Annotated in this window: 22 protein-coding genes; 16 read left to right on the top strand and 6 right to left on the bottom strand. The window is 71.0% G+C overall.

The window, feature by feature from the left end; translation table 11 throughout:
- Nucleotides 1-8 precede the first annotated feature (8 nt).
- From ACFY9I_RS27585 to ACFY9I_RS27565, 5 genes are all read left to right on the top strand, one after another.
- A complete protein-coding gene (locus ACFY9I_RS27585; protein WP_391006259.1) occupies nt 9-899 on the top strand; it encodes an FAD binding domain-containing protein in 891 nt (296 codons plus the stop codon).
- A complete protein-coding gene (locus ACFY9I_RS27580; protein WP_391006256.1) occupies nt 899-1,534 on the top strand; it encodes a 2Fe-2S iron-sulfur cluster-binding protein in 636 nt (211 codons plus the stop codon). The genes ACFY9I_RS27585 and ACFY9I_RS27580 overlap by 1 nt, the downstream gene beginning before the upstream one ends.
- 3 nt (nt 1,535-1,537) lie before the next feature.
- Nucleotides 1,538-3,925: a molybdopterin cofactor-binding domain-containing protein gene (locus ACFY9I_RS27575; protein ID WP_391006253.1), complete on the top strand. Its 2,388-nt coding sequence runs from the start codon at nt 1,538-1,540 to the stop codon at nt 3,923-3,925.
- A 214-nt stretch (nt 3,926-4,139) separates the two neighbouring features.
- A complete protein-coding gene (locus tag ACFY9I_RS27570) occupies nt 4,140-5,294 on the top strand; it encodes an XdhC family protein (RefSeq protein ID WP_391006250.1) in 1,155 nt (384 codons plus the stop codon).
- Nucleotides 5,295-5,990: 696 nt separating this feature from the next.
- A complete protein-coding gene (locus tag ACFY9I_RS27565; RefSeq protein WP_391006247.1) occupies nt 5,991-6,557 on the top strand; it encodes a hypothetical protein in 567 nt (188 codons plus the stop codon).
- 30 nt (nt 6,558-6,587) lie between these two features.
- Here the strand turns inward: ACFY9I_RS27565 and ACFY9I_RS27560 are convergent, their stop codons facing one another.
- From ACFY9I_RS27560 to ACFY9I_RS27550, 3 genes are all read right to left on the bottom strand, one after another.
- Nucleotides 6,588-7,235, bottom strand: a complete 648-nt coding sequence (locus tag ACFY9I_RS27560; protein WP_391006244.1) for a methyltransferase domain-containing protein — start codon at nt 7,233-7,235, stop codon at nt 6,588-6,590.
- Nucleotides 7,236-7,523: 288 nt separating this feature from the next.
- The gene (locus tag ACFY9I_RS27555) at nt 7,524-7,979 is read right to left on the bottom strand and encodes an SRPBCC family protein (RefSeq protein WP_391006241.1); all 456 of its coding nucleotides are present in this window, start codon (nt 7,977-7,979) and stop codon (nt 7,524-7,526) included.
- A 63-nt stretch (nt 7,980-8,042) separates the two neighbouring features.
- A complete protein-coding gene (locus tag ACFY9I_RS27550; RefSeq protein ID WP_391006238.1) occupies nt 8,043-8,315 on the bottom strand; it encodes a hypothetical protein in 273 nt (90 codons plus the stop codon).
- A 191-nt stretch (nt 8,316-8,506) separates the two neighbouring features.
- On the opposite strand from ACFY9I_RS27550, the gene ACFY9I_RS27545 reads away from it, so the two are divergent.
- From ACFY9I_RS27545 to ACFY9I_RS27525, 5 genes are read left to right on the top strand one after another with little or no spacing between them, the layout of a single operon-like run.
- Nucleotides 8,507-9,802 (top strand): extracellular solute-binding protein, encoded by a 1,296-nt coding sequence (locus tag ACFY9I_RS27545; RefSeq protein WP_391006235.1) that lies wholly within the window; start codon nt 8,507-8,509, stop codon nt 9,800-9,802.
- Complete coding sequence (locus tag ACFY9I_RS27540; protein ID WP_391006232.1) at nt 9,799-10,740, top strand: ABC transporter permease subunit; 942 nt, start codon at nt 9,799-9,801, stop codon at nt 10,738-10,740. Before ACFY9I_RS27545 ends, ACFY9I_RS27540 begins: the two co-directional genes overlap by 4 nt.
- On the top strand, nt 10,737-11,609 hold the full coding sequence (locus ACFY9I_RS27535; RefSeq protein ID WP_391006229.1) for an ABC transporter permease subunit: 873 nt from the start codon (nt 10,737-10,739) through the stop codon (nt 11,607-11,609). Before ACFY9I_RS27540 ends, ACFY9I_RS27535 begins: the two co-directional genes overlap by 4 nt.
- A gap of 13 nt (nt 11,610-11,622) precedes the next feature.
- Entirely contained in the window at nt 11,623-12,225 is a 603-nt protein-coding gene (locus ACFY9I_RS27530; protein ID WP_391006226.1) for a hypothetical protein, read from the top strand.
- Nucleotides 12,226-12,267: 42 nt separating this feature from the next.
- Nucleotides 12,268-12,696: an ankyrin repeat domain-containing protein gene (locus ACFY9I_RS27525; protein WP_391006223.1), complete on the top strand. Its 429-nt coding sequence runs from the start codon at nt 12,268-12,270 to the stop codon at nt 12,694-12,696.
- Nucleotides 12,697-12,828: 132 nt separating this feature from the next.
- On the opposite strand, the gene ACFY9I_RS27520 is transcribed toward ACFY9I_RS27525, so the two are convergent.
- Nucleotides 12,829-13,833 (bottom strand): substrate-binding domain-containing protein, encoded by a 1,005-nt coding sequence (locus tag ACFY9I_RS27520; protein ID WP_391006220.1) that lies wholly within the window; start codon nt 13,831-13,833, stop codon nt 12,829-12,831.
- Between the two features lie 154 nt (nt 13,834-13,987).
- Here ACFY9I_RS27520 and ACFY9I_RS27515 point away from each other — a divergent pair, with 154 nt between their 5' ends.
- The gene (locus ACFY9I_RS27515; protein ID WP_391006217.1) at nt 13,988-15,139 is read left to right on the top strand and encodes a Gfo/Idh/MocA family oxidoreductase; all 1,152 of its coding nucleotides are present in this window, start codon (nt 13,988-13,990) and stop codon (nt 15,137-15,139) included.
- A gap of 43 nt (nt 15,140-15,182) precedes the next feature.
- Here the strand turns inward: ACFY9I_RS27515 and ACFY9I_RS27510 are convergent, their stop codons facing one another.
- Both ACFY9I_RS27510 and iolD read right to left on the bottom strand, forming a co-directional pair.
- Entirely contained in the window at nt 15,183-15,953 is a 771-nt protein-coding gene (locus ACFY9I_RS27510) for a UTRA domain-containing protein (protein WP_391006214.1), read from the bottom strand.
- A 95-nt stretch (nt 15,954-16,048) separates the two neighbouring features.
- Complete coding sequence (gene iolD / locus ACFY9I_RS27505) at nt 16,049-17,923, bottom strand: 3D-(3,5/4)-trihydroxycyclohexane-1,2-dione acylhydrolase (decyclizing) (protein WP_391006211.1); 1,875 nt, start codon at nt 17,921-17,923, stop codon at nt 16,049-16,051.
- 573 nt (nt 17,924-18,496) lie between these two features.
- Between iolD and ACFY9I_RS27500 the strand changes: the two genes are divergently transcribed.
- From ACFY9I_RS27500 to ACFY9I_RS27480, 5 genes are all read left to right on the top strand, one after another.
- Nucleotides 18,497-19,516 (top strand): substrate-binding domain-containing protein, encoded by a 1,020-nt coding sequence (locus ACFY9I_RS27500; protein WP_391006209.1) that lies wholly within the window; start codon nt 18,497-18,499, stop codon nt 19,514-19,516.
- A gap of 7 nt (nt 19,517-19,523) precedes the next feature.
- A complete protein-coding gene (locus ACFY9I_RS27495; RefSeq protein WP_391006206.1) occupies nt 19,524-20,597 on the top strand; it encodes an ABC transporter permease in 1,074 nt (357 codons plus the stop codon).
- A gap of 7 nt (nt 20,598-20,604) precedes the next feature.
- Complete coding sequence (locus ACFY9I_RS27490) at nt 20,605-21,504, top strand: ATP-binding cassette domain-containing protein (RefSeq protein WP_391006203.1); 900 nt, start codon at nt 20,605-20,607, stop codon at nt 21,502-21,504.
- A 165-nt stretch (nt 21,505-21,669) separates the two neighbouring features.
- The gene (gene fxsA, locus ACFY9I_RS27485; protein ID WP_391006200.1) at nt 21,670-21,831 is read left to right on the top strand and encodes an FxSxx-COOH cyclophane-containing RiPP peptide; all 162 of its coding nucleotides are present in this window, start codon (nt 21,670-21,672) and stop codon (nt 21,829-21,831) included.
- Between the two features lie 33 nt (nt 21,832-21,864).
- Nucleotides 21,865-24,237 (top strand): FxsB family cyclophane-forming radical SAM/SPASM peptide maturase, encoded by a 2,373-nt coding sequence (locus ACFY9I_RS27480; protein ID WP_391006197.1) that lies wholly within the window; start codon nt 21,865-21,867, stop codon nt 24,235-24,237.
- Nucleotides 24,238-24,285 lie beyond the last annotated feature (48 nt).

The following is a 24,285-nucleotide window of genomic DNA, read 5'->3' as shown; positions in this document are numbered from 1 at the left end:
GCCGGTCAATGGACTTCCTTCGCCCCGCCAGTTGGGAGGAGGCGCTCGCCGCGAAGGCCGAGCACCCCACCGCTGTGCCGATCGCCGGCGGCACCGATGTGATGGTCGAGATCAACTTCGACCACCGTCGGCCCGAGTACCTGCTCGACCTGAACCGCATCGCCGAGCTCTCCGAGTGGGAGGTCGGCGAGGAAACGGTTCGCTTGGGTGCGTCCGTCCCGTACACCCGGATCATGGAGAACCTCCGCACCGAGCTGCCCGGCCTCGCCCTGGCCTCGCACACGGTCGCCTCCCCGCAGATCCGCAACCGCGGCGGAGTCGGCGGCAACCTCGGCACCGCCTCCCCGGCCGGCGACGCCCATCCGGCCCTGCTCGCGGCGGGCGCCCAGGTCGAGGCGGAGTCCGTGCGGGGCTCCCGGCTCATCCCCATCGACGACTTCTACACCGGCGTCAAGCGCAACGCCCTCGCGCCGGACGAGCTGATCCGCGCGGTGCACATCGAGAAGGCGGACGGCCCGCAGCAGTACTCCAAGGTGGGCACACGCAACGCCATGGTCATTGCCGTGTGCGCGTTCGGGCTGGCGCTGCACCCGTCGTCGCGGACCGTGCGCACCGGCATCGGCTCGGCCGCGCCGACCCCCGTACGGGCCGAGGCGGCCGAGGAGTTCCTGAACGCCGCGCTCGACGAGGGCGGCTTCTGGGACAACGGCCGGATCATCACCCCGTCGGTCGCCAAGCAGTTCGCCGACCTGTGCGCCGGCGCCTGCAACCCGATCGACGACGTACGCGGCACCGCGAGCTACCGCCGTCACGCCGTCGGCGTCATGGCCCGCCGGACGCTGATGTGGACCTGGGAGTCCTACCGCGGCACCGCCGCCCGCACGGAGGGAGCCGCGTAATGCGCGTCAGTTTCACGGTCAACGGCCGTCCGCAGGAAGCCGACGACGTGTGGGAGGGCGAGTCCCTGCTGTACGTGCTGCGCGAGCGTCTCGGACTGCCGGGCTCGAAGAACGCCTGCGAGCAGGGTGAGTGCGGGTCGTGCACCGTCCGTCTGGACGGCGTGCCGGTGTGCGCGTGTCTGGTCGCTGCCGGACAGGTGGAGGGCCGCGAGGTCGTCACCGTCGAGGGGCTGGCGGACTTCGCCGAGCAGCGGGCGCGGCACGGCGGTCGCGGCCCCGGCGCGTGCGGTACGGGTGCGTGCGGTACGGGCGACGCGGACGGGACCTCGCTCGACGAGGCCAAGCGGTGGGCCGCGCGGGGTACCGACTCGCAGACCGGCGAGGGCGCCGGTGTAACCCCGCGTGCGACGCTCTCTCCGATCCAGCAGGCGTTCATCGACGCCGGAGCCGTCCAGTGCGGCTTCTGCACCCCGGGTCTGCTCGTCGCCGCCGACGAGATGCTGGAGCGCCACCCGAACCCGTCCGACGCGGACATCCGCGAGGCGCTGTCGGGCAACCTGTGCCGCTGCACCGGCTACGAGAAGATCATGGACGCGGTCCGCCTCGCGGCCGCCCGGCAGTCCGAAGGGGTCTGATCCATGGCAACCACCGGCCTGCCCACCAACCTCACCCAGGGCTCCCGCACCAAGGGCGGCATCGGCGAGTCCACGCTCCGCCCGGACGGCACCCTCAAGGTCACCGGCGAGTTCGCGTACTCGTCCGACATGTGGCACGAGGACATGCTCTGGGGCCAGATCCTGCGCTCCACGGTCGCCCACGCCGAGATCCTCTCCATCGACACGGCCGAGGCCCTGGCCACCCCCGGTGTGTACGCCGTGATGACGTACGACGACCTGCCGACCGAGGTGCGCAGCTACGGCCTGGAGATCCAGGACACCCCGGTCCTCGCCCACGGCAAGGTCCGCCACCACGGTGAGCCCGTCGCCATCGTCGCCGCCGACCACCCGGAGACCGCCCGCCGCGCCGCCGCAAAGATCAAGGTGGAGTACCGGGAACTGCCGGTCGTCACCGACGAGGCCTCCGCGACCGCGCCGGACGCGATCCTGGTCCACGAGAACCGCGACGACCACCACATCGGCCATGTCCCGCACCCCAACATCGTCCACCGGCAGCCGATCGTCCGCGGAGACGTGGCGGCGGCCCGCGAACGGGCCGAGGTGATCGTCGAGGGCGAGTACGTCTTCGGCATGCAGGACCAGGCCTTCCTCGGTCCCGAGTCCGGTCTCGCCGTGCCCGCCGAGGACGGCGGTGTCGACCTCTACATCGCCACCCAGTGGCTCCACTCCGACCTGCGCCAGATCGCGCCCGTCCTCGGTCTGCCCGAGGACAAGGTCCGGATGACACTGGCCGGTGTGGGCGGTGCCTTCGGTGGCCGCGAGGACCTGTCGATGCAGATCCACGCCTGTCTGCTCGCCCTGCGCACCGGCAAGCCGGTCAAGATCGTCTACAACCGCTTCGAGTCCTTCTTCGGCCACGTCCACCGCCACCCCGCGAAGCTGTACTACGAGCACGGGGCCACGAAGGACGGCAGGCTCACCCACCTCAAGGCCCGGATCGTCCTCGACGGCGGCGCCTACGCCTCCGCCTCCCCGGCCGTCGTCGGCAACGCCGCCTCCCTCGGCGTGGGCCCGTACGTCGTCGACGACGTCGAGATCGAGGCCATCGCCCTGTACACCAACAACCCGCCCTGCGGCGCGATGCGCGGCTTCGGCGCGGTCCAGGCGTGCTTCGCCTACGAGGCGCAGATGGACAAGCTGGCGGCGAAGCTCGGCATGGACCCGGTCGAGTTCCGGCAGCGCAACGCCATGGAGCAGGGCACGCTCCTGCCCACCGGCCAGGCCGTCGACTCCCCGGCCCCGGTCGCCGAACTCCTGCGCCGCGTCAAGGCGATGCCCCTGCCGCCGGAGAAGCAGTGGCTCACGGCGGGCGAGGCGGCGGACGTACGACAGCTCCCGGGCGGCCTGTCCAACACCACGCACGGCGAGGGTGTCGTCAGGGGCATCGGCTACGCGGTCGGCATCAAGAACGTCGGCTTCTCCGAGGGCTTCGACGACTACTCGACGGCACGGGTGCGGATGGAGGTCGTCGGCGGTGAACCGGTGGCGACCGTGCACACGGCGATGGCGGAGGTCGGCCAGGGCGGCATCACCGTCCACGCGCAGATCGCCCGCACCGAGCTGGGCGTCATCCAGGTGACCATCAACCCGGCGGACACCCGGGTGGGTTCGGCCGGATCGACGTCCGCGTCGCGCCAGACGTACGTCACCGGCGGCGCCGTGAAGAACTCCTGCGAGCTCGTCCGCGAGAAGGTCCTGGAGATCGGCCGCCGCAAGTTCGGCTCCTACCACCCCGCTTGGGCCACCGCCGAACTCGTCCTGGAGGGCGGCAAGGTCGTCACCGATGCCGGCGAGGTCCTGGCCGACCTGGTCGACGTTCTCGGCGACGAGGCCGTCGAGGTCCAGGCGGAGTGGCGCCACCGGCCCACCGAGCCCTTCGACCTGCGCACCGGACAGGGCTTCGGCCATGTCCAGTACTCCTTCGCCGCGCACCGGGCCGTCGTCGAGGTCGACACCGAACTGGGCATGGTCAAGGTCGTCGAACTGGCCTGCGCCCAGGACGTCGGCAAGGCCCTCAACCCGCTCTCCGTCCTCGGCCAGATCCAGGGCGGCACGACCCAGGGCCTCGGCATCGCGGTCATGGAGGAGATCATCGTCGACCCGAAGACCGCGAAGGTCCGCAACCCTTCCTTCACGGACTACCTCATCCCCACGATCCTCGACACGCCGACCATCCCCGTCGACGTGCTCGAACTCGCCGACGACCATGCGCCGTACGGGCTGCGTGGCGTCGGTGAGGCCCCGACCCTGTCGTCGACCCCGGCCGTCCTCGCGGCGATCCGGAACGCGACGGGGCTGGAGCTGAACCGGACGCCCGTACGACCGGAACATTTGACGGGTACGGCGTAGTCATGGGCCGGGTCGCGTAAGGGATCGGGGGCTCGGATCGGCGGGTGCGGGTGCGGGTGCGGGTGCGGGTGCCGGTGCGGGCCGGTCGCGCAGTTCCCCGCGCGCGCCCCTGAAAGGCAGGGGTGCGCCCCCTGCCTTGCAGAGCCGGCTGGGGGCGCACCAGGCGTCCGATACCGAGTACCGTCCGCCAACACGTCGCTCAAGGAGACCGAAGATGCTGGACATCGCCGAAGAGCTGCACCGGTGGGCCGGACAAGGACGCGACTTCGCCGTGGCCACCGTGGTGGCCGTCGGCGGCAGCGCCCCGCGTCAGCCCGGCGCCGCCCTCGCGGTGGACGCCGACGGCACGGCGATCGGCTCGGTCTCCGGTGGCTGCGTGGAGGGCGCCGTCTACGACCTGTGCCGCCAGGCGCTGGCGGACGGCGAACCGGTCCTCGAACGCTTCGGCTACAGCGACGATGACGCCTTCGCCGTCGGCCTGACCTGCGGCGGAGTCATCGACATCCTGGTGACACCGGTACGGGTCGGCGACCCCGTCCGCCCGGTGGTCGCCGCCGCGCTCTCGGCCGCCGCGAGCGGGGAGGCCGCCGCTATGGCGCGTATCGTCTCCGGCCCGGCGCGACTGCGGGGCCGCGCCCTGTTGGTCCGCCCGGACGGCTCGTACGAGGGCGGCTTCGGCGCCCACCACGAACTGGACCGCACGGTCGCAGCCGAGGCCCGCGCCCTGCTCGACGCCGGACGCACCGGCACCCTGGAGATCGGAGAGCTGGGCTCACGCTGTGGAGCGCCGCTCACCGTCCTGGTCGAGTCGTCCGTTCCGCCGCCCCGGATGATCGTCTTCGGCGCGATCGACTTCGCCTCGGCGCTCGTCCGTGTCGGCAAGTTCCTCGGATATCACGTCACCGTCTGCGACGCCCGCCCCGTCTTCACCACCCGCACCCGCTTCCCGGAGGCGGACGAGATCGTCGTCGAGTGGCCCCACCGGTACCTGGAGCGCACGGACGTCGACGCCAGGACCGTCCTGTGCGTCCTCACCCACGACGCCAGGTTCGACGTCCCGCTCCTCCGACTCGCGCTGCGGCTGCCCGTCGCGTACGTCGGTGCCATGGGGTCCCGTCGCACCCACCTCGACCGCAACGACCGCCTCCGCAAGGTCGGCGTCACGGAACTGGAGCTGGCCCGTCTCCGCTCGCCCATCGGCCTCGACCTCGGTGCCCGTACGCCGGAGGAGACGGCCCTCTCCATCGCCGCCGAGATCGTCGCCGAACGGCGCGGCGGCAGCGGGGTGTCCCTGACCGGCGCGCACACCCCCCTCCACCACGACGGCCCGCCCGGCATCACGGAGCTGCCGACTCTGCGGGTCTCTTGAACCGCATCTGACTCCGACCCCGAGCCCGAGCCCTTGTCGGTCACTTGACCGCCGGGGCGGCAGAGGCGACCGTTTCCCAAACGGTGACAGCACTACGGGGGCGGGAAGTTGACCACGGTGAGCGGGGAAGAGCGCCCGGAGGACCGGGGCGTGGCCGGGGCGCCAGGCAGTGGTGCGGGTGCGGGTGAGGGCTCCACCGGGGATGCCGGGGACGGTGCCGGGGGAGCCCCCGGCACGGCGCGCGATGCAGATGCGCCCACGGCCCGAGACCAGGATCCGGACACGGACTCCGCCCCGGGCTCGCATGCGGACGCGGCTGGGGGCGACGGTTCGAGCGGAGCGGGAGCCGGAGCCGAGGCCGTCCCTGGACCCCGTGCCGGAGCCGATGTGGGACCCCGACCCGAACCTGAAGGTGAGGCCGGACCCCCACCCGGGCCCCAGCCCGGACCTGAAGCCGGAGCCGGAGCCGCAGTCGGAGCCGGACCTGGACCCCAACGCGGAGCCGGCACTGGCGCCGGACCCGGAGCCGGACCCGGAGCCGGACCCGGACCTGAACCCAAAGGTGAGGCCGGACCCGGACCTGCAGCCGGTGCGGTTGCGGAAGGCGAGACCGAGACCGATGCCGCGACCCATGCCGGTGCCGGTGCCGGTGCCGGTGCCAGTGACGGTGACGGTGGCAACCGTGACGAACGGCGGTTGTCGACGGCGGCGACCACTCTTCTCGGCCTCTTCCTCCTGGCCGACGTCGTGTTCGTCTGCGGCGCACTCGTGACGCTCTGGCCGGCGGTGCTCGCGACCGTCGAGCCCGGCGCGGAGCCCACGGCCACCGCGCGTTGGTCGCCCTTCGGTCTCGGCGACTGGTCGCTGACCGCCGACACCGCGATGCTGCTCGCCGTGGTCGTGTGCAGTGCGCTCGGCAGCTTCGTCCACGCGGCCACCTCGTTCGCGACGTACGTCGGCAACCGACGGCTCTACGCGAGCTGGCTGTGGTGGTACCTCCTGCGCGCCGGTATCGGCGTCGCCCTCGCCCTCCTCGTCTACTTCCTGTTGCGCGGCGGCCTGTTCGCCGGCAGCTCCGGCGCGGGCGCGACCAACCCGTACGGCTTCTCCGGCATAGCCGGGCTCTGCGGACTGTTCTCGAAGCAGGCCACGGACAAGCTCCGCGAGATCTGCGACACCCTCCTCAGCACCACGGGCGACGGAGACCGCGACCGACGCGACGGCCTGGTCGCCGCCCGGAACGGGGACCCAGGCACGTCCTGACCGGGCCCCGCTCTGCGAACTCGCGGCGCGTCACGTCGGCTTGCGCGCCAGCACGTACGCCTGCGGTGTGCTCGCCGTGGGTCCGTCCGCCTCCCGTACCAGCCGCGCCGCCTCGACGAACCCGGCGTCACGCAGCAACTCGGTGATCAGGTCCGGCGGGAAGCGGTACACGTCGAGATCCAGGTCGTGGCCGTACGCATGCGACAGGTGTACGGACTCGTCGCCCACCTTGTAGGCCAGTGCGAGGAGGCCACCGGGGGCGAGGACCCGATGGAACTCACCGAATGCCGCCGGGAGTTCGGCGGGCGGCGTGTGAACCGTGGAGTACCAGGCGAGCGCGCCGGCCAGGGAGCCGTCCGCGAAGTCCAGCGCGGTCATCGTGCCCACGTCGAACCGGAGTCGGGGGTGGGCCCAGCGGGCCACGGCGACCATCTCCGGTGAGAGGTCGATGCCACAAATGTCGAGCCCCAACGAGGCCAGATGGCCGGTGACCCGCCCCGGACCGCACCCGAGATCGGCGACGCGCCCGCCCCCGGCGCCCAGCACCCGCTCGGCGAAGACGCCCAGCATGGCCCGCTCGAACGGGCTGTTCGCCAACTCGTCTCTCAGCAGCTTCTCGTAGTCAGCGGCGACAGTGTCGTAGGACTCCCGGGTGGTGTGCAGGTGGTGTGTGGTCATGAGCGCGACGGTAGCCGGAGGGTCTGACATCGCTGCGGATACTCAGGTCCCTGGGCCGCAGCTCTGTGTCGGGCTGCCTCACCACCGTCCCCGTCCCCGTCCCCGGCATCGCCGACCTGAGACCCCTGCGGTAAGCCAAGAACGTCCCTCACAGCCATCGCCCAGCACTGCGGCGTCCGGCCCACCACCATCTCCAGACTCGAACGAGGCCTCGGCCGAGACGACGACCTCACCCATGCCGACCGCGACCGGATCCGGACCGCTTGACAGCAGCCGGCGCAGCGCAGCTCAGTTCGGACCTCGATCGCCGGGCGCGAGCAGCCCGTCCACCGCCCGCCCGAACATCCGCCGTGCCGACCGATCCAGGAGACGGTCGAAGAGCCCCGGCAGCCACCGCACCCGCAGATCCTCCCGCCACACCACACGGGACGCGCCGTCGCCGTGGGGATGGACCTCGATCTCGGCCCACCCGGTCACGAACGAACCACGCTTGACCAGGCGGCACCTGCCCGAACCTTCGCCCTCCGGCGGCCGCCACACCACGACCTCCATCGGGTCGTCGAAGGCGAGCGGACCGATGCCACTGCGGGGGACGAACACCGTGCCCACGCCCGTCGGCGGGGGAGTGCGCACGGTGACGCGGGTCAGGGGGGCGACGTCGGCGTGCCGGGGCCAGTCGGTGAGGCGCTGCCAGGCGACCTCGGTGGAAAGCCCGGGGAAGCGTTCCAGAAGGAAGAGAACCACGCGGTGATCGTAAGTGGACAAGCACGGACGGGACCGGCGCCCGGGGCGCCGGCCCCCCCGGTGTCACCGACGGGATGCTCCCCGGAGAGCCTCGAACTCGTCCGATGACCCGGAAGTGTGCTGGTGACCGACGTCCGTGGTGTGCTGGTGACCGACGTCCGTGGTGGGCCGGTGGCTGATGTCGGTCCCGGCTGGGTGGGCGCGGTCCATGGCGCGCTCATGGCCGGCGCCGGCGCCGGGATCGGGTCGGCCGCCGCCGGCCGTGCCCCGGTCCGGGCCGGCGGCCATGGCGCGGCCCCGGCCGGCAACCGTGGCGGACGCGTTGCCGGCTGCCATGGCTTGTGCGACCTCCGCGACGGGCCGCTGCCCGTACCCCCGGTGCCGCGTGACCGGTCTTCGCGACACCGGTGGTCGCCATGGGGAGGCTGTCGGCGGATGCGGTGCGGGGGTCTTGTCGTGTCATCCGGACCTTCCCTAGGGTCGTACGGGGGGTGGAAGCGCTTTCTAGTGGAAGAGGTGACCCACTCATGCCCCGAAGCAGGACGAGGAAGTCCTGGAAACCCTTCGCGGCGGCCACCGCGCTGGCGCTCTGCGCGGTGCTCACCGGCTGCTCGGGACCGGACGGGTCGGGCGAGGTCGGCGGCAAGGTGGTCCTGCGGTACACCTGGTGGGGCAACCCGGACCGGGCGGCCCGGACACAGACGGCCGTCGAGCTCTTCGAGAAGAAGAACCCGGGAATCGACGTACAGACCTCCTTCGCCGGCTACGAGGCCTACAAGCAGAAGCTCGCCACCCAGGCCGCCGGCGGCGACGCGCCCGACGTCATGCAACTCGACTACCGGATGATCGACCAGTACGCGTCCGGCGGTGTGCTCCTCGACCTCGCGAAGCAGCGGTCGGCCCTGGACACCGCCGAGTTCGAACCGGGGCTCCTCGCCACCGGCAAGGTGGACGACAGGCAGTACGCCGTGCCGCAGGGGCGCGGAACCGAGACCATGGTCTACGACACCGAGAAGTGGAAGGCCGCCGGCCTCGAACCGCCGCGCGTGGGCTGGACGTGGAGCGAGTGGGCCGACGCGATGCGCGAGGTGGCGGCCAAGACGGGAGCGCCCGGCGGCACCGACCCCGGCCAGAGCGAGGACGCCTTCGAGATCTGGTTGCGCGGTCAGGGCAAGGCCCTGTACACGCAGGACAGGCGACTCGGTTTCGACGCGGACGACCTGACCCGTTGGTGGACCTTCACCGACGGGCTGCGCCGCGAGGGCGCCGTCTCGCCCGCCGAGCAGACGACCCAGCTCGACGGCACCGTAGAGAACACCCCGCTCGGCCGGGGCGAGGCCGCCTCGGACCTCAACTGGGACGCCCCCGCGAGCGGTTACCTCGCCCTGGTCCCCACCGGGATCTCCCTCGCTGCGATGCCGGCGGGCGAGGACGGCACACCCGGCCAGTACTTCAAACCCTCCATGTTCATGGGCGTGGCCGCCGACTCGGAACACCCCGAGGAGTCCGCTCGGCTCGTCGACTTCATGCTCAACGACAGGGAGGCGGCGAAGATCCTCGGCGCGACCCGGGGCATCCCCGTCAACGAGTCGATCCGCGAGGACATCGCGGCCGACCTCAAGGACTTCGACAGGACCATCTACGACTACCAGGCCACCGTCGAAGGAAAGCTCGACCCGCCGCCCCAGGCACCCCCCTCGGGCGACAGCGCCCTGCAGACCACCTTCCAGCGCGACTACGACCAGGTCTCCTACGAGCGGATGTCCCCCCGAGAGGCCGCCGAGAACTACATCACCGAGGCGAAGGCGGAGCTGAGGTCATGACCACCACGCAGGTGCCGACGACCGTACGGGGGAAGAAGGTCGCCCCGCCCGAACGGCCCGCCCGGCGACATCGACGCGAAGGCGCGGCCTGGGTGTTCCTGTCCCCCTGGGTGCTCGGGGCCTGTGTCCTCACGCTGCTCCCGATGGCCGTCTCGCTGTACCTCTCCTTCACCGACTACGACCTGTTCAACGCCCCCAGCTGGGTGGGCCTGCGCAACTACACCCAGATGTTCACCGAGGACCCTCGCTACTGGCGTTCGGTGGTGACGACCCTGACATACGTCGTCATCGCCGTACCGCTCCAACTCGGCCTCGCCCTGCTGGTGGCCCTGGCCCTGAAGAACATGAAGCGCGGCCGGGCCTTCTACCGCTCCGCCTTCTACGCCCCCTCCCTGCTCGGCGCATCCATGTCCATCGCCCTGGTCTGGCGGGCGATCTTCAACGACGGCGGCACCGTCGACCACCTCCTCGGCACCGGCGGATGGGTCAACCGGCCCGGCTGGGCGCTGCTCGCGGTGGCGCTGCTCACGGTGTGGCAGTTCGGCGCCCCGATGGTCATCTTCCTCGCCGGACTCCAGCAGATACCGGGGGAGTTGTACGAGGCGGCGGAGGTGGACGGTGCGAGTGCGTGGCGCCGGTTCCTGTCGATCACGGTGCCGATGCTGTCGCCCGTGATCTTCTTCAACCTGGTGCTCCAGACCATCCAGGCCTTCCAGGTCTTCACACCGGCCTTCGCGGTCAGCGCGGGCAAGGGCGGCCCGGCCGACTCCACCCTCTTCTACACCCTCTACCTCTACGACCGGGGCTTCGTCGCCTCCCACATGGGCTACGCCTCCGCCATGGCCTGGGTCCTGCTGCTCGCCATCGGCGCGGTCACCGCGATCCTCTTCCGCACCTCCCGCTCCTGGGTCTTCTACGCCTCCGAGGGGGACCGATGACCACCACCACGCCCTCGACTCCCGTGGTCCGCAAGCCGGTTGCCTGGCGACGGGTGGCCCTGCACCTCGGCTGCCTGGCCGCGCTCCTCGTGATGCTGTACCCGCTGGCCTGGCTCCTCGCGACCTCCGTCAAGCCCGCGAACGAGGTCATCGCCAGCCTCGACCTGCTGCCCAGCCGTTTGGAATGGTCCAACTACGAGACGGCGCTCGACGGCGTCAACGACGTGTCGGTCGGCCGGCTCCTCGGCAACTCCCTGCTGATCGCCGGCGGCGCGGTCGTCGGGAACGTCCTGTCCTGCTCCTTGGCGGCGTACGCATTCGCCCGCCTGCGGTTCCGCTTCCGTGGACCGCTCTTCGCCTTCATGATCGCGACGATCATGCTTCCGCACCACGCCGTTCTGATCCCGCAGTACATCATCTTCAACCAGCTCGGCATGGTGAACACCTACTGGCCGCTGATCCTGCCGAAGTTCCTCGCCACAGAGGCGTTCTTCGTCTTCCTCATCGTGCAGTTCATGCGGGGGCTGCCCAGGGAACTGGAGGAGGCGGCACGGATCGACGGATGTGGACCGTTCCGGAGCTTCTTCCTGGTGATCCTCCCGCTCACCCGGCCCGCGCTGATCACCACCGCCATCTTCACCTTCATCTGGACCTGGAACGACTTCTTCACCCAGCTCATCTATCTCTTCTCACCCGAGAAGTTCACCCTGACCCTGGCACTCAGGTCCTTCGTCGACGCGTCGAGCACCTCGGCCTTCGGTCCGATGTTCGCCATGTCGGTGCTCGCCCTCCTCCCGATCGTGCTGTTCTTCCTGGCCTTCCAGCGCTTCCTGGTGGAGGGAATGGCCAACTCCGGAATCAAGGGGTAGGGAAGTGAGCGCGATGCGCACGAACAAGGAAGCGGGCGAGATCTTCGGCCCCCGGATGACGCTCTTCGCGGACGTGCTCGGCGTGGGGGTCGCCGTGGCAGTCGTGAGTCTCCCGCTGGTGACCCTGCCCGCCGCGCTCTCCACGGCCTGCGCGGTCCTGCGCGGCGTACGGGAGGACCGTCCGGCCACGGCCGGCCGCTTCTTCACGGCGCTGCGGCGACGCCTGCGGCCCGGCGACCTGACCGCCGGCCTCGTGGCCCTCGCGGGCATGACCCTCGTCCTCGCCGATCTGGCGCTCGCCCGCGCCGGACTCCCCGGCGGCCCCGCCTTCGCCCTCCTCGCCGCCGCCATCGGCACCGGCGCCGCCGTGGTCGCCCTGCGCGCCTGCGCCCGCCCCGAGTCGGTCACCGACTGGCCCGTCGCGGTGCGGGGGGCGGCTCGGGACGCGGTGCGCGATCCGGGCGGCAGCGCTCTGGTCGTCCTCGCCGTGGCGGCGGCCGCGACGAGCGCCTGGATGCTGCTGCCGCTCGCGTTCCTCGTACCGGGGCTGCTGGCTCTGGCGCTCACCGCCGTCGACGTACGGGGAAAAGAGGTCGCTCCTCAAGAGGGGATGTGATGGGGTGGCGGCCAGGATGCCCACGGGAGGGGAAGCGGAACGGTGAACAGGCGGCGGCGGAAGAAGCTGTCCAAGCGGCTGGTCTGGGCCGCGATGATCGGTGACACCGCCGGTGTCGAGGCGCTGCTGCGAGCGGGAACCCCTGCGGAGACGACCGACCCCGAGGGGACGACGCCGCTGTACGCGGCGTCCGTCCACGGTGCCGCCGACACGGTCCGCGTGCTCCTGGCCGCCGGGGCCTCCCCCGACACCGAGAGCGGACACGGCACGCAGGGCACACCGCTCTGCGCCGCCGCCTGCTGGGGGCACACCGAAGCGGTGCGCGCACTCCTCGCGCACGGCGCCGACCCCAACCTCCGCGAGGACCACGGCACGGGCCGCTCCCCACTCGACTGGGCGGCCACCGGCCCCTACGCCGAGACGTCGGCCGCTCTGCTCGCCGCCGGGGCGCGGCCCTCCTGGAGAGCCTAGAAGGAGTACGGCCCGAACCGCCCCCAGGCCACGCAGACCGTCGCACCGGACGACCACTGCCTGCCGCCGTCCAACTGACGGCCCCTTCGCAGGAGTTGATGCCCGTGGGCCCGTGGGCCCGTGACCGGCGGCTCAGTCGTCCGCGGGCGGGCCCGTCGTGCCCCGGACCTCGAGCGTCGGCGTCGTCAGGACGACCTCGGCGGGGCGGGTCGGGTCGGCGATGCGGTCGAGCAGGCACTGGGCGGCACCGCGGCCGACGTCGTGGCTGGCGTTGTCCACGGTGGTCAGCCAGAGGTGGCGCAGCCGGGAGACGTAGGTGTTGTCGTAGCCGACGAGGGAGAGGTCGCGTGGCACCTTCAGCCCGAGTTCCTCGGCGGCGGACAGGGCGCCCACACAGGCCATGTCGTTGAACGCCACGACGGCGGTGGGACGTTCGGGAAGGCTGAGCAGCCGGACCGTGGCGCGGTAGCCGCCCTCCTCCGTGAGGTCGCCGCGTTCGACGGTCGCCGTGTCGCTGAGCCCGTGCTCGTGCATGACCGTCTCGAAGCCGAGGCGGCGCAGCGCGCCGACCACGCCTTCTCCCGCGATGTGCGCGATACGCCGGTGCCCGAGGCCGATGAGGTGTTCGGTGGCGAGGCGGGCGCCGTGCTGGTCGTCGCCCGCGACGACGTCCACGTGGGGGAGGGTGGGCTCGCGGGCGCCCGCGACCACGGTCGGGACGAGACCGGCAGCCGTGCGCAGCGCCTCGGACGGCGGCAGTGTGCCGACCGCGATCAGGCCGTCGACCCGCAGCTCGGTGAAGGTGCGGGTCAGGTCCTCACCGAGGCGCCGGTTGAGATGGCCGTCGGCCAGCAGCATGCGCAGACCGTTGTCGTGGAGCCGGGAGTTGAGGCCGTCCAGCAGCTCGACGAACCAAGGGTTGCGCATGTCGTTCAGCAGGACGCCGACGGTGCGCGTACGACGCTCGCTCAGGCTGCGCGCGGCGGCGTTCGGCCGGTAGCCCAGCTCGTCCACGGCCGAGAGCACGGCCTCCCGCTTCTCGGCGCGTACCTGGGCGGAGCCGCGCAGCACCAGGGAGACCAGCGACTTCGACACACCGGCCCGCTCGGCGACATCGCGGATCGTCGGGGGTCTCATGGTGTGGACCGTTCCACAGCCGTGGCGCGGTTGTCAAAGGGCTTGACACCGGCGAAGACCACCTCGCAGAGTGAGCGGCGTACGCTCTGGAACGGTCCAAAAGCGGGTCGGTGATTCCAGTGAGGGTCCGAGGAAGGTCCGGGGAAGGGCAGTCATGGTGAGTGCGCTCGGTGTCGCCGTCGTGGGGTTCGGCTGGATGGGACGGGTGCACACCCAGGCGTACGCCCGGGTGCCGCACCACTTCCCGGAGCTGCCCCTGCGCCCCGAGCTGATCACCGTCGTCGAGGAGGTGCCGGGACGCGCCGAGGAGGCAGCCGAGCGGTTCGGGTTCGCCACGACGGCCCGGGACTGGCGCGAGGTGCTGGCCGACCCACGGATCCAGGCGGTGAGCATCACCGCGCCGAACTTCCTGCACCGGGAGATCGGTGTCGCCATGGCCGAGGCGGGCAAGCACATCTGGATCGAGAAGCCGGTCGGGCTCGACGCCGCCGACGCCCGCGCCGTCGCCGACGCGGTCGCCCAGGCCGGCGTCCAGGGCGCCGTCGGCTTCAACTACCGCAACGCGCCGGCCGTCGACGCCGCCCGCGAGCTGATCGCCGACGGGGAGATCGGCACCGTCACCCATGTCCGTATCCGCCTCTTCAGCGACTACGCCGCCCATCCCGAGTCCGCCCTGACCTGGCGGTACGAGCGGGAGCGCGGCGGCAGCGGAGTCCTCGGCGACCTCGCCTCGCACGGCGTGGACCTCGCCCGTTTCCTGCTCGGCGACATCGCCTCCCTCACCGCCGACAGCGCGGTCTTCGTCCCCGAGCGGGCCCGGCCCACCGGCGCCACCGCCGGCCACACCCGCGCCTCGGGCGGCGAGCTGGGCCCCGTCGAGAACGAGGACTACGTCAACTGCCTGCTCCGCTTCGCCTCCGGCGCCCGGGGCGTCCTGGAGGCCTGCCGGGTCTCCGTCGGCGAACAGAACAACTACGGCTTCGAGATCCACGGCACCAAGGGCGCGCTCTTCTGGGATTTCCGCCGCATGGGTGAACTGGGCGTCAGCAAGGGTGACGCCTACCAGGACCAGGCCGTCCACACCCTCCACGTCGGCCCCGGCCACGGCGCGTACGCCGCCTTCCAGCCGGGCTCCGCCAACGCCATGGGCTACGACGACCTCAAGGTGATCGAGGCGTACCACTTCCTGCGCTCCGTCGCCGAGGGCACCCCGCACGGCACCACCCTGGACGACGCCGTGCACAGCGCCACCGCACTCGACGCCATGAGCCGCTCGGCCGCGTCCGGAGCGTGGGTGGAGCTCTGAGCCCCTGGACCGTTCCGGCCCGTCGACTCCCCCTGGGGAGACGTCAGTTGCGGACGAGCAGCTGGAAGTCGAAGGAGTAGCGCGAGGCCCGGTAGATGTGGGTGCCGTACTCGACCGCGCGGCCGGTGTCGTCGTACGCCGTGCGCCGCATGGTGAGGAGTGCGGCGCCCTCCGGTTCGCCGAGGCGCTCGGCCTCCTCGGGGGTGGCGATACGGGCGCCGACGCTCTGGTGGGCGCTGTGCAGGGTGATGCCGGCGTTGCGCATCATCCGGTAGAGGCCCGTGGACTCCAGGCGCTCGGTGTCGAGGTCCAGCAGCCCGGCCGGGACGTAGTTGGACAGGAAGGCCACCGGCTGGCCGTGGGTGAGGCGCAGCCGCTCGAAGAGGTGCACCTCGGCGCCCTCGGCGATGCCCAGCGCGGCCGCGACCTCGGCGCAGGCCCGCCGGATCTCGGTCAGCAGCACCCTGGTCGTCGGCTGCTGACCGGCAGCCTCCAGGTCGTCGTAGAGACTGCTCAGCTCCAGCGGCCGCTTGACCTGGCTGTGCACCACCTGCGTGCCGACGCCCCGGCGCCGTACGAGCAGGCCTTTGTCGACGAGCGACTGGATGGCCTGCCGTACGGTCGGCCGGGACAGGCCCAGACGGCCCGCGAGCTCGATCTCGTTGCCCAGGAGGCTGCCGGGGCCGAGCGCACCGTGCTCGATCGCCGACTCCAGTTGCCGGGCGAGCTGGTAGTACAGCGGCACCGGGCTGCTCCGGTCGACACTGAGGTCGAGGCTCTCTGTACTCCCCGCAGTCGCGCTGGTCACGCCCATGAGGGTATCCGTCCGTCCGGATGACAGGAACCCCTGTCATCGCATTGTCCTTACATGACGTGTGCGTGGCCGGAACAGAAGTGACGGCGGCCCGGTCAGAGGTGACGGCGCCGGCCGGCCACCTCGCGGTCGTAGGTCACGCGCGCCTCGACGGCCGCCGGGCGGGAGGCGGTCTCCGCGACCGGGACGTCCCACCATGCCTCGGCCGGGGGGGCGGTGGGCGTCGGGTCGGTCTCGACGTACACACAGGTCGGCCGGTCCGAGGCGCGGGCCGCCGTCAGGGCGTCACGCAGTTCCCGTACGGTCTTGGCGCGGATGACGTCCATGCCCAGGCTGGCCGCGTTGGCCGCCAGGTCCACCGGGAGCGGTGCGCCGGAGAAGGTGCCGTCGGCGGCGCGGTAGCGGTAGGCGGTGCCGAAGCGCTCGCCGCCGACCGACTCGGAGAGGCCGCCGATGGAGGCGTAGCCGTGGTTCTGGATGAGGACCAGGTTGACGGGCAGGCCCTCCTGGACGGCCGTCACGATCTCCGTCGGCATCATCAGATACGTGCCGTCGCCGACCAGCGACCAGACGGCCGTGCCGGGCGCCGCCTGCTGGACCCCGATCCCGGCGGGGATCTCGTAGCCCATGCAGGAGTAGCCGTACTCGAGGTGGTACTGGCGGGGGCTGCGGGCCCGCCACAGCTTGTGCAGGTCGCCGGGGAGCGAGCCGGCCGCGTTGATGACCACGTCCTCGTCCCCGACGACGGAGTCGAGGGCGCCGAGCACCTGGCTCTGGGTGGGCACGGCGTTCTCGTCGGCCGGGGTGCAGGCGGCCTCGACGACCTGCTCCCAGCGCTCCTTCCCGGCCCGGTACTCGGCCTCGTACGCCTCGCTCACCCGGTGGCCGTCCAGCGCCTCGGCGAGTGCCGCGAGACCGGCCCGCGCGTCGCAGACGACCGTCCGGGCCGCCAGCTTGTGGGCGTCGAAGGCGGCGATGTTCAGGTTGACGAAACGGACGTCCGGGGCCTGGAAGAGGGTGTGGGAGGCGGTGGTGAAGTCGGTGTAGCGGGTGCCGACTCCGATGACCAGGTCGGCGGTGCGGGCGATGTCGTCGCAGACCGCCGTGCCGGTGTGACCGATGCCGCCGAGGTCGGCCGGGTGGTCGTAGCGCAGGGAACCCTTGCCGGCCTGGGTGGAGGCGACCGGGATGCCCGTGGCCTCGACCAGGGCCTTCAGGGCCTCCTCGGCCTCGCTGTGGTGGACACCGCCGCCGGCGACGAGGAGCGGACGCCGCGCCGCGCGGACGGCCCGTACGGCCTCCGCCAGCTCGACCGGGTCGGGCGCGGGACGGCGTACGCCCCAGACGCGCTCGGCGAAGAACTCCTCCGGCCAGTCGTACGCCTCCGCCTGGACGTCCTGCGGCAGGGCGAGGGTGACGGCGCCGGTGTCGACGGGGTCGGCGAGGACCCGCATGGCGTTCAGGGCGGCCGGGATCAGGGCCTCCGGACGGGTGATCCGGTCGAAGTGGCGGGAGACCGGGCGCAGGGTGTCGTTGACCGACACATCGGCCTCGGTCGGGTGTTCCAACTGCTGGAGCAGCGGGTCGGCGGAGCGGGTGGCGAAGTAGTCGCCGGGCAGGAGGAGAACGGGCAGCCGGTTGATGGTGGCCAGGGCGGCGCCGGTGACCAGGTTGGTGGCGCCGGGGCCGATGGACGTGGTGACCGCCTGCGCGGAGAGGCGGTTCAGTTGACGGGTGTAGCCGACGGCGGCGTGCACCATGGACTGCTCGTTGCGGCCCTGGTGGAACGGCATCGTCCCCTCACCGGCCTCCAGCAGGGCCTGGCCCAGCCCCGCCACGTTGCCGTGGCCGAAGATGCCCCAGGTCCCGGCGATCAGCCGACGGCGTACGCCGTCGCGCTCGGTGTACTGCGCGGCCAGGAACCGCACCAGCGCCTGAGCGACGGTCAGACGGCGGGTGGGCTGGGACATCGGAACCTCACAGGGGCGAAGGGGTTCTTGTGGGGATCTTGCAGGAGTGTTGCGGGTTTTCGTGGGCGAGAACGCCCACTCACCGGCACCCGGGAACGCACCCGGCGGGGACGAGGGGCGTGGCCCCGAACGACTTCAAGGGCTCGACACGTGCGCGAGGGACGCGGGTGTGCAACGGATGGAGATCGATTTCGACACGGCCCACGGCAAGCAGGACGGAGGGTCCGGCGGACTCGGGCATGCGTGTCGCTCCTCAGACGGGTGTGCGGCCACCGGAGGCCCCTGCGCGCGAAGGGGTGCGAGCGCTCGGGCCCCGGATGTATCCCAGGTGTAGGACCCGGAACGACCCCCTGTCAAGGTTTTGTACGGACATCCTGACCTGATCCTGAAATGATGTCTTGACAAAGTCTTGACAGCGGGGTCCGCCAGGGGTTTGTATCCCGTCCCAACGAAACAGCGCAGTCGGCATACCGGCACAATGATCCGGACTTTCGAGGTCCGGGCCTGCGCGGGCACTCCGCCCGACGCTGTCCCGTTCCCTTTCCCCCTGTCGCACAGTGAGGTGCAGGAAAGATGGACCGCACGCTTCACCCCCGCTCGCGCAGAGTGGCCCCCTTCTTCGCCATGGCGGCGGCCTCCGCGCTGCTGATAGCCGGTTGCTCCAGCAGCTCCGGCGGCAAGGAAGCCGAGGAGGGCGGGGCGGACGGCTCCGCGGGCAAGGCCGACACCCCCAGGATGACCGTCGCGATGGTGACCCACGCCGGCCAGGGTGACACCTTCTGGGACATCGTCCGAAAGGGCGCGCAGACGGCCGCCGACAAGGACAACGTCAAGCTCGTCTACTCCAACGACCCGAACGCGGCCAACCAGGCCAACCTCGTCCAGAACGCGATCGACCAGAAGGTCGACGGCATCGCCGTCACCCTGGCCAAGCCGGACGCGATGAAGGACGTCATCGCCAAGGCGGAGAAGGCCGGCATCCCCGTCGTGGGCCTCAACTCCGGTATGGACGTGTGGCAGGAGCAGGGCCTGCTTTCCTTCTTCGGCCAGGACGAGACCGTCTCCGGTGAGGCCTTCGGCAAGAAGCTCAACGACACCGGTGCCAAGCACGCGGTCTGTGTCATCCACGAGCAGGGCAACGTCTCCCTGGAGGCGCGCTGCGCCGGTGTGAAGAAGACCTTCAAGGGCCAGACCGAGAACCTCTACGTCAACGGCACGGACATGCCGTCGGTGAAGTCCACCATCACCGCCAAGCTCAAGCAGGACACCTCCATCGACGAGGTCGTCACCCTCGGTGCCCCGATCGCCCTGACCGCCGTGCAGTCCGTGGACGACGCGAGCAGCAAGGCGAAGGTCGCCACGTTCGACCTGAACAAGGAGCTGACGGACGCCATCAAGGCGGGGGACATCGAGTTCGCCGTGGACCAGCAGCCCTATCTGCAGGGCTACTTGGCCGTGGACTCGCTGTGGCTCTACAAGAACAACGGCAACTACAGCGGCGGTGGTGAGGCGCCCGTGCTGACGGGTCCGGCGTTCGTGGACAAGGACAACGTCGACGCGATCGCCTCGTTCGCCGCGAAGGGCACCCGGTGATCCGGTCATGACCCAAGCAACGGCACCGGCGGCGAGTTCCTCGCCGCCGGCTCCGCCGGCCGCCCAGAAGGACGGCCGTACCGTGGAACGTTCCCTGGGCCGACGGCTGTTGGCCCGCCCCGAGGTCGGCGCGCTCATCGCCGCGATCGGTGTGTACGTCTTCTTCTTCGCCGTCGCTCCCTCCTTCCGGGAGGCGAGTTCCCTGGCGACCGTGCTCTACCAGGCCTCGGTCATGGGCATCATGGCGCTGCCGGTGGCGCTGCTGATGATCGGCGGCGAGTTCGACCTGTCCGCCGGTGTCGCCGTCACCACCTCGGCGCTGACGGCGGCGATCCTCAGCTTCCAGCTGACGGTGAACGTGTGGACGGGTGTGATCGTCGCCCTGGTCGTCTCCCTGGCGGTGGGCGCGTTCAACGGCTGGCTGCTGATCAGGACCGGGCTGCCGAGCTTCCTGGTCACCCTGGGCTCGTTCCTGATCCTCCAGGGTTCCAACCTGGCGGTGACGAAGATCTTCACCGGCAACGTGGCGTCCGACTCGATCGCCGACATGGACGGCTTCGACCAGGCCAAGAGCATCTTCGCCTCCGAGGTCACCATCGGCAGCGTCGACTTCAAGATCACGATCTTCTACTGGCTCGTCTTCGCCGCCCTGGCCACCTGGCTGCTGCTGCGCACCAAGTTCGGCAACTGGATCTTCGCCGTCGGCGGCAACAAGGACTCCGCCCGCGCGGTGGGTGTGCCGGTGAACTTCACCAAGGTCGCCCTGTTCATGGGCGTGGGTGCCGGGGCCTGGTTCGTGGGCATGCACCTGCTGTTCTCCTTCAACACGGTGCAGTCCAACGAGGGCGTGGGCAACGAGTTCCTCTACATCATCGCCGCGGTGATCGGCGGCTGCCTGCTGACCGGCGGCTACGGCTCGGCGATCGGCCCGGTCATCGGCGCCTTCATCTTCGGCATGGTCAACCAGGGCATCGTCTACGCCAACTGGAACCCCGACTGGTTCAAGGCCTTCCTCGGCGTGATGCTCCTGATCGCCGCCCTCGTCAACCTGTGGGTCCGCGCCCAGGCCACCCGGAGGTAAACCACCCATGACCATCAGCAACGAAACCAGCACCCCCGAAACCGCGTCCACCGACCAGGCGCCCGTGGTGGAGCTGAGAAACACCGGCAAGGCCTACGGCAACGTCCGTGCCCTGCACGGGGTGAACCTCGCCGTCCACCCCGGCCGCGTCACCTGTGTCCTGGGTGACAACGGCGCCGGCAAGTCCACCCTCATCAAAATCATCTCCGGCCTGCACCAGCACACCGAGGGCGACGTCCTCGTCGACGGCGAACCCGTGCGGTTCACCACCCCCCGCGAGGCCCTGGACGCCGGGATCGCCACCGTCTACCAGGACCTGGCGACCGTGCCCCTGATGCCGGTCTGGCGCAACTTCTTCCTCGGCTCCGAGTTCACCAAGGGCCCCTGGCCCGTCCGGCGCCTGGACATCCCGAGGATGAAACAGACCGCGGATGCCGAACTGCGCAACATGGGCATCGTCCTGGACGACCTCGACCAGCCCATCGGCACCCTCTCCGGCGGCCAGCGCCAGTGCGTGGCCATCGCCCGCGCCGTTTACTTCGGCGCCCGCGTCCTCATCCTCGACGAACCCACCGCCGCCCTCGGCGTCAAACAGTCCGGCGTCGTCCTCAAGTACATCGCCGCCGCCCGCGACCGCGGCCTGGGCGTCATCTTCATCACCCACAACCCCCACCACGCCTACATGGTCGGCGACCACTTCAGCGTCCTGCGCCTGGGCACCCTCGAACTCTCCGCCGCCCGCGACCAGGTCAGCCTCGAGGAACTCACCAACCACATGGCCGGCGGCACCGAACTCGCCGCCCTCAAACACGAACTCGCCCAAGTACGCGGGGTCGACGTGGAGGAACTCCCCGAGGAGGACGACCTCACCGCACCCGTGGTCCCGTCGAAGGACGGGGCTGCCTGAGCGGCGGCCGCTCCCCGCGGGCGGCCGCTCCAGGGGGAGGAACCTCACGGTCAAGGCGTATGACGCTGTCTGTTTGATTCATGGACTTGGCTGGCGATCGCCTTGCTGTTCGGTTACCGGGCCGTCACCATGAGGTGTGCCGCCCGGAGCCGTACGCTCGAGGAGATGCCTATGGACAGGTACGAGCAGCCCTTCGCCACGAGCGTCGTCAGGGACTTGCACGACACCTCGCTGGACGAGGTACCGGAGTCCGCTCAGGAGTCGGCCATGGCAAGGATGCTCGCAGGTGGCGGAGAGCCGGTGGCCGCCTTCCAGTCCTCCCTCTGACCGGTCCGACCGGAACGACGAGGGACCGGACCGGTGACCGCGGCGGCGCGGCCCTTCCGCCAGTTCGTGATCAAGGTGCACAGTCGCTGCGATCTGGCCTGCGACCACTGCTACGTCTACCAGCACGCCGACCAGAGCTGGCGCGGGCGTCCGGTGACGATGTCCGATGAAACGTTCCGTCGTACGGCGGCCCGGATCGCCGAGCATGCCGCCGAGCACCGGCTCACCCGTGTCCACTGCGTGCTGCACGGCGGTGAGCCCCTGCTCGCCGGACGGGAACGGCTGCGCGGCTTCGCCCGCGAACTGCGCTCCGCCCTGCACGGGGTGGCCGAACTCGACCTGCGTATGCAGACCAACGGCCTGCGGCTGAACGACGCGTTCTGCGCGATGCTCGTCGAGGAGTCGATCGTCACCAGCATCTCGCTCGACGGCGACGAGGCGTCCAACGACCGCCACCGGGTCAGGCGGGACGGCTCGGGTTCCCACCGGGACGTGGTGCGGGCGGTGCGCCGTCTCGGCGCACCGGCCCACCGCAGCGCGTTCGGCGGGCTGCTGTGCACCATCGACGTCGAGAACGACCCGGTGGAGGTGTACCGGGCGCTGACCGAACTGCGCCCTCCCGCCATCGACTTCCTGCTGCCGCATGCCACCTGGGAGCACCCGCCGCCCCGCCCCGGCTCACAGACCGGCGCCGACTACGCCGACTGGTTGATCGCCGTGCACAAGGAGTGGACCGCGGACGGCATGCCGGTGCGGATCCGGATGTTCGAGTCCATCAGCCGGCTGACGCGTGGCCGTGGCAGCCTCACCGAGGCACTGGGGCTGGGCAGTTCGGACCTGCTGGTGGTGGAGACCGACGGCGCCATCGAACAGGCGGACTGGCTGAAGACCGCTTATCCGGGAGCCCCCGGGACCGGCATGCACATCACCACCCACCGCCTGGAGCAGGCCGCCGAGCACCGGGGCATCCAGGCCCGCCGCGCCGGACTCGACGGGCTGAGCGCGCAGTGCCGCGCCTGCCCCGTCGTATCGGTCTGCGGCGGCGGACTCTACGGTCACCGCCACCGTGCGTCCAACGGCTTCGACAATCCGTCCGTCTACTGCGCCGACCTGCTGAAGGTCATCGGATACGTCCAGACCACCGAACGCGACGACGCCGGCGTCCGGCACGGCTGGCACGGACTGTCCTGGACCCATTTCGACGAACTGGCGGCCGGACACGGCGGGACGGCGGCCGTCCGCTCCCTGGCGGCGGCACAGAACAGCCAGCGAAGGGCGCTGCTGGCGGCCGCCCGCCGCGCGGACACCCCGGGCCCCGCCGGCTCGGCGGACTCTGGTCCGGGCTGGGACGCGATCCTCGCCCTGCCCCCGGTCGCGCTGGACACGGTGCTGGCCGACCCCTATCTGCGGGTGTGGGCCCTCGCCTGCGGTCAGTCGGTCCGGCGGGCCGAGGGGCACCCCGCCGAGGCCGCGCTCTCCGCCGTCGTACGCACCGGCGGGCGGTTGACCCTGTCCGTGCCGCCGCGGCACGGACCCGAGGGCCCGGCGATCCACCTGCCCGGCCTGGGGCGGCTGTCGCTGCCCGACGGCGGCCGTGATCGACGGTCCGGCACCGTCACCGTGACGGCGGCCGACGCGTCGATCACCGTCGAAGGACGAACCCTCGGCCGGGAGCGGCCGGCCGACGGCATGGTCTGGCAGCCGATGCGGCATCTGTCGGCCGACGGGCTGGAAGTGGCCCTCGACGACCTGGACCCCTCCCGCGACTGCTACGGATACGAACCGCTGCCTCGACTGACCGAGGCCGAATTCCGCCGGTGGGAGGCGATGTTCGGCGAGGCCTGGCAACTGATCCGGACCGAGTACCCCGACTACGCCCAGGGCATCGCCGCCGGACTGACCACGGTGACGCCGCTCGCGCCCGCACTCTCGGGTGCCGACGTCAGCGCCACCTCCCGGCACGCCTTCGGCGCGGTCGGCATCGCGCTGCCCCGCACGGCCGAGGACTTGGCCATGCTGCTCATCCATGAGTACCAGCACGTCAAACTGGGTGCGATGCTCGACATGTTCGACCTGCTCGACGGCCTCGACGAACGCCGCTACCGGGTGCTGTGGCGTCCCGATCCCCGTCCGCTCGACGCCATCGTGCAGGGCGCGTACGCCCACCTGGCCGTCGCGGACGTCTGGCGGATCAGGGTCCGGCGCGGAGCGGCGGGTGTCGGTACCGCCCTGTACGAACGCTCCCTCGTCGAGGCCGACACCTGGCGTAGGGCGGTGCTGGACGCCCTGGACACCGTGGCCGGAACCGGCTCCCTGACCGCCATGGGCCATCGCTTCGTCCGAGGGCTCCGGGACGAGGCGGAAACCCTGGGCGGAGTGGCCGAAACAGGTCCGGTCGCGGTCTAATGGTGGGCCAACTCCCGTTCTCCGCACCGGTGTCCGGTACAACTTGCT

It is taken from the genome of Streptomyces sp. NPDC012510 (assembly GCF_042955065.1).
In the GTDB taxonomy this organism is placed as follows: domain Bacteria; phylum Actinomycetota; class Actinomycetes; order Streptomycetales; family Streptomycetaceae; genus Streptomyces.
Note: the sequence above shows the minus strand (reverse complement) of the source record. Positions and strands in the feature narration are given on the sequence as shown.

Coding starts and splice junctions, on each gene's coding strand:
- ACFY9I_RS27585 (WP_391006259.1), top strand. CDS start 9: ATGGACTTCCTTCGCCCCGCCAGTTGGGAGGAGGCGCTCGCCGCGAAG.
- ACFY9I_RS27580 (WP_391006256.1), top strand. CDS start 899: ATGCGCGTCAGTTTCACGGTCAACGGCCGTCCGCAGGAAGCCGACGAC.
- ACFY9I_RS27575 (WP_391006253.1), top strand. CDS start 1,538: ATGGCAACCACCGGCCTGCCCACCAACCTCACCCAGGGCTCCCGCACC.
- ACFY9I_RS27570 (WP_391006250.1), top strand. CDS start 4,140: ATGCTGGACATCGCCGAAGAGCTGCACCGGTGGGCCGGACAAGGACGC.
- ACFY9I_RS27560 (WP_391006244.1), bottom strand. CDS start 7,235: ATGACCACACACCACCTGCACACCACCCGGGAGTCCTACGACACTGTC.
- ACFY9I_RS27550 (WP_391006238.1), bottom strand. CDS start 8,315: ATGGCAGCCGGCAACGCGTCCGCCACGGTTGCCGGCCGGGGCCGCGCC.
- ACFY9I_RS27545 (WP_391006235.1), top strand. CDS start 8,507: ATGCCCCGAAGCAGGACGAGGAAGTCCTGGAAACCCTTCGCGGCGGCC.
- ACFY9I_RS27540 (WP_391006232.1), top strand. CDS start 9,799: ATGACCACCACGCAGGTGCCGACGACCGTACGGGGGAAGAAGGTCGCC.
- ACFY9I_RS27535 (WP_391006229.1), top strand. CDS start 10,737: ATGACCACCACCACGCCCTCGACTCCCGTGGTCCGCAAGCCGGTTGCC.
- ACFY9I_RS27530 (WP_391006226.1), top strand. CDS start 11,623: ATGCGCACGAACAAGGAAGCGGGCGAGATCTTCGGCCCCCGGATGACG.
- ACFY9I_RS27520 (WP_391006220.1), bottom strand. CDS start 13,833: ATGAGACCCCCGACGATCCGCGATGTCGCCGAGCGGGCCGGTGTGTCG.
- ACFY9I_RS27515 (WP_391006217.1), top strand. CDS start 13,988: ATGGTGAGTGCGCTCGGTGTCGCCGTCGTGGGGTTCGGCTGGATGGGA.
- ACFY9I_RS27510 (WP_391006214.1), bottom strand. CDS start 15,953: ATGGGCGTGACCAGCGCGACTGCGGGGAGTACAGAGAGCCTCGACCTC.
- iolD (WP_391006211.1), bottom strand. CDS start 17,923: ATGTCCCAGCCCACCCGCCGTCTGACCGTCGCTCAGGCGCTGGTGCGG.
- ACFY9I_RS27500 (WP_391006209.1), top strand. CDS start 18,497: ATGGACCGCACGCTTCACCCCCGCTCGCGCAGAGTGGCCCCCTTCTTC.
- ACFY9I_RS27495 (WP_391006206.1), top strand. CDS start 19,524: ATGACCCAAGCAACGGCACCGGCGGCGAGTTCCTCGCCGCCGGCTCCG.
- ACFY9I_RS27490 (WP_391006203.1), top strand. CDS start 20,605: ATGACCATCAGCAACGAAACCAGCACCCCCGAAACCGCGTCCACCGAC.
- fxsA (WP_391006200.1), top strand. CDS start 21,670: ATGCCTATGGACAGGTACGAGCAGCCCTTCGCCACGAGCGTCGTCAGG.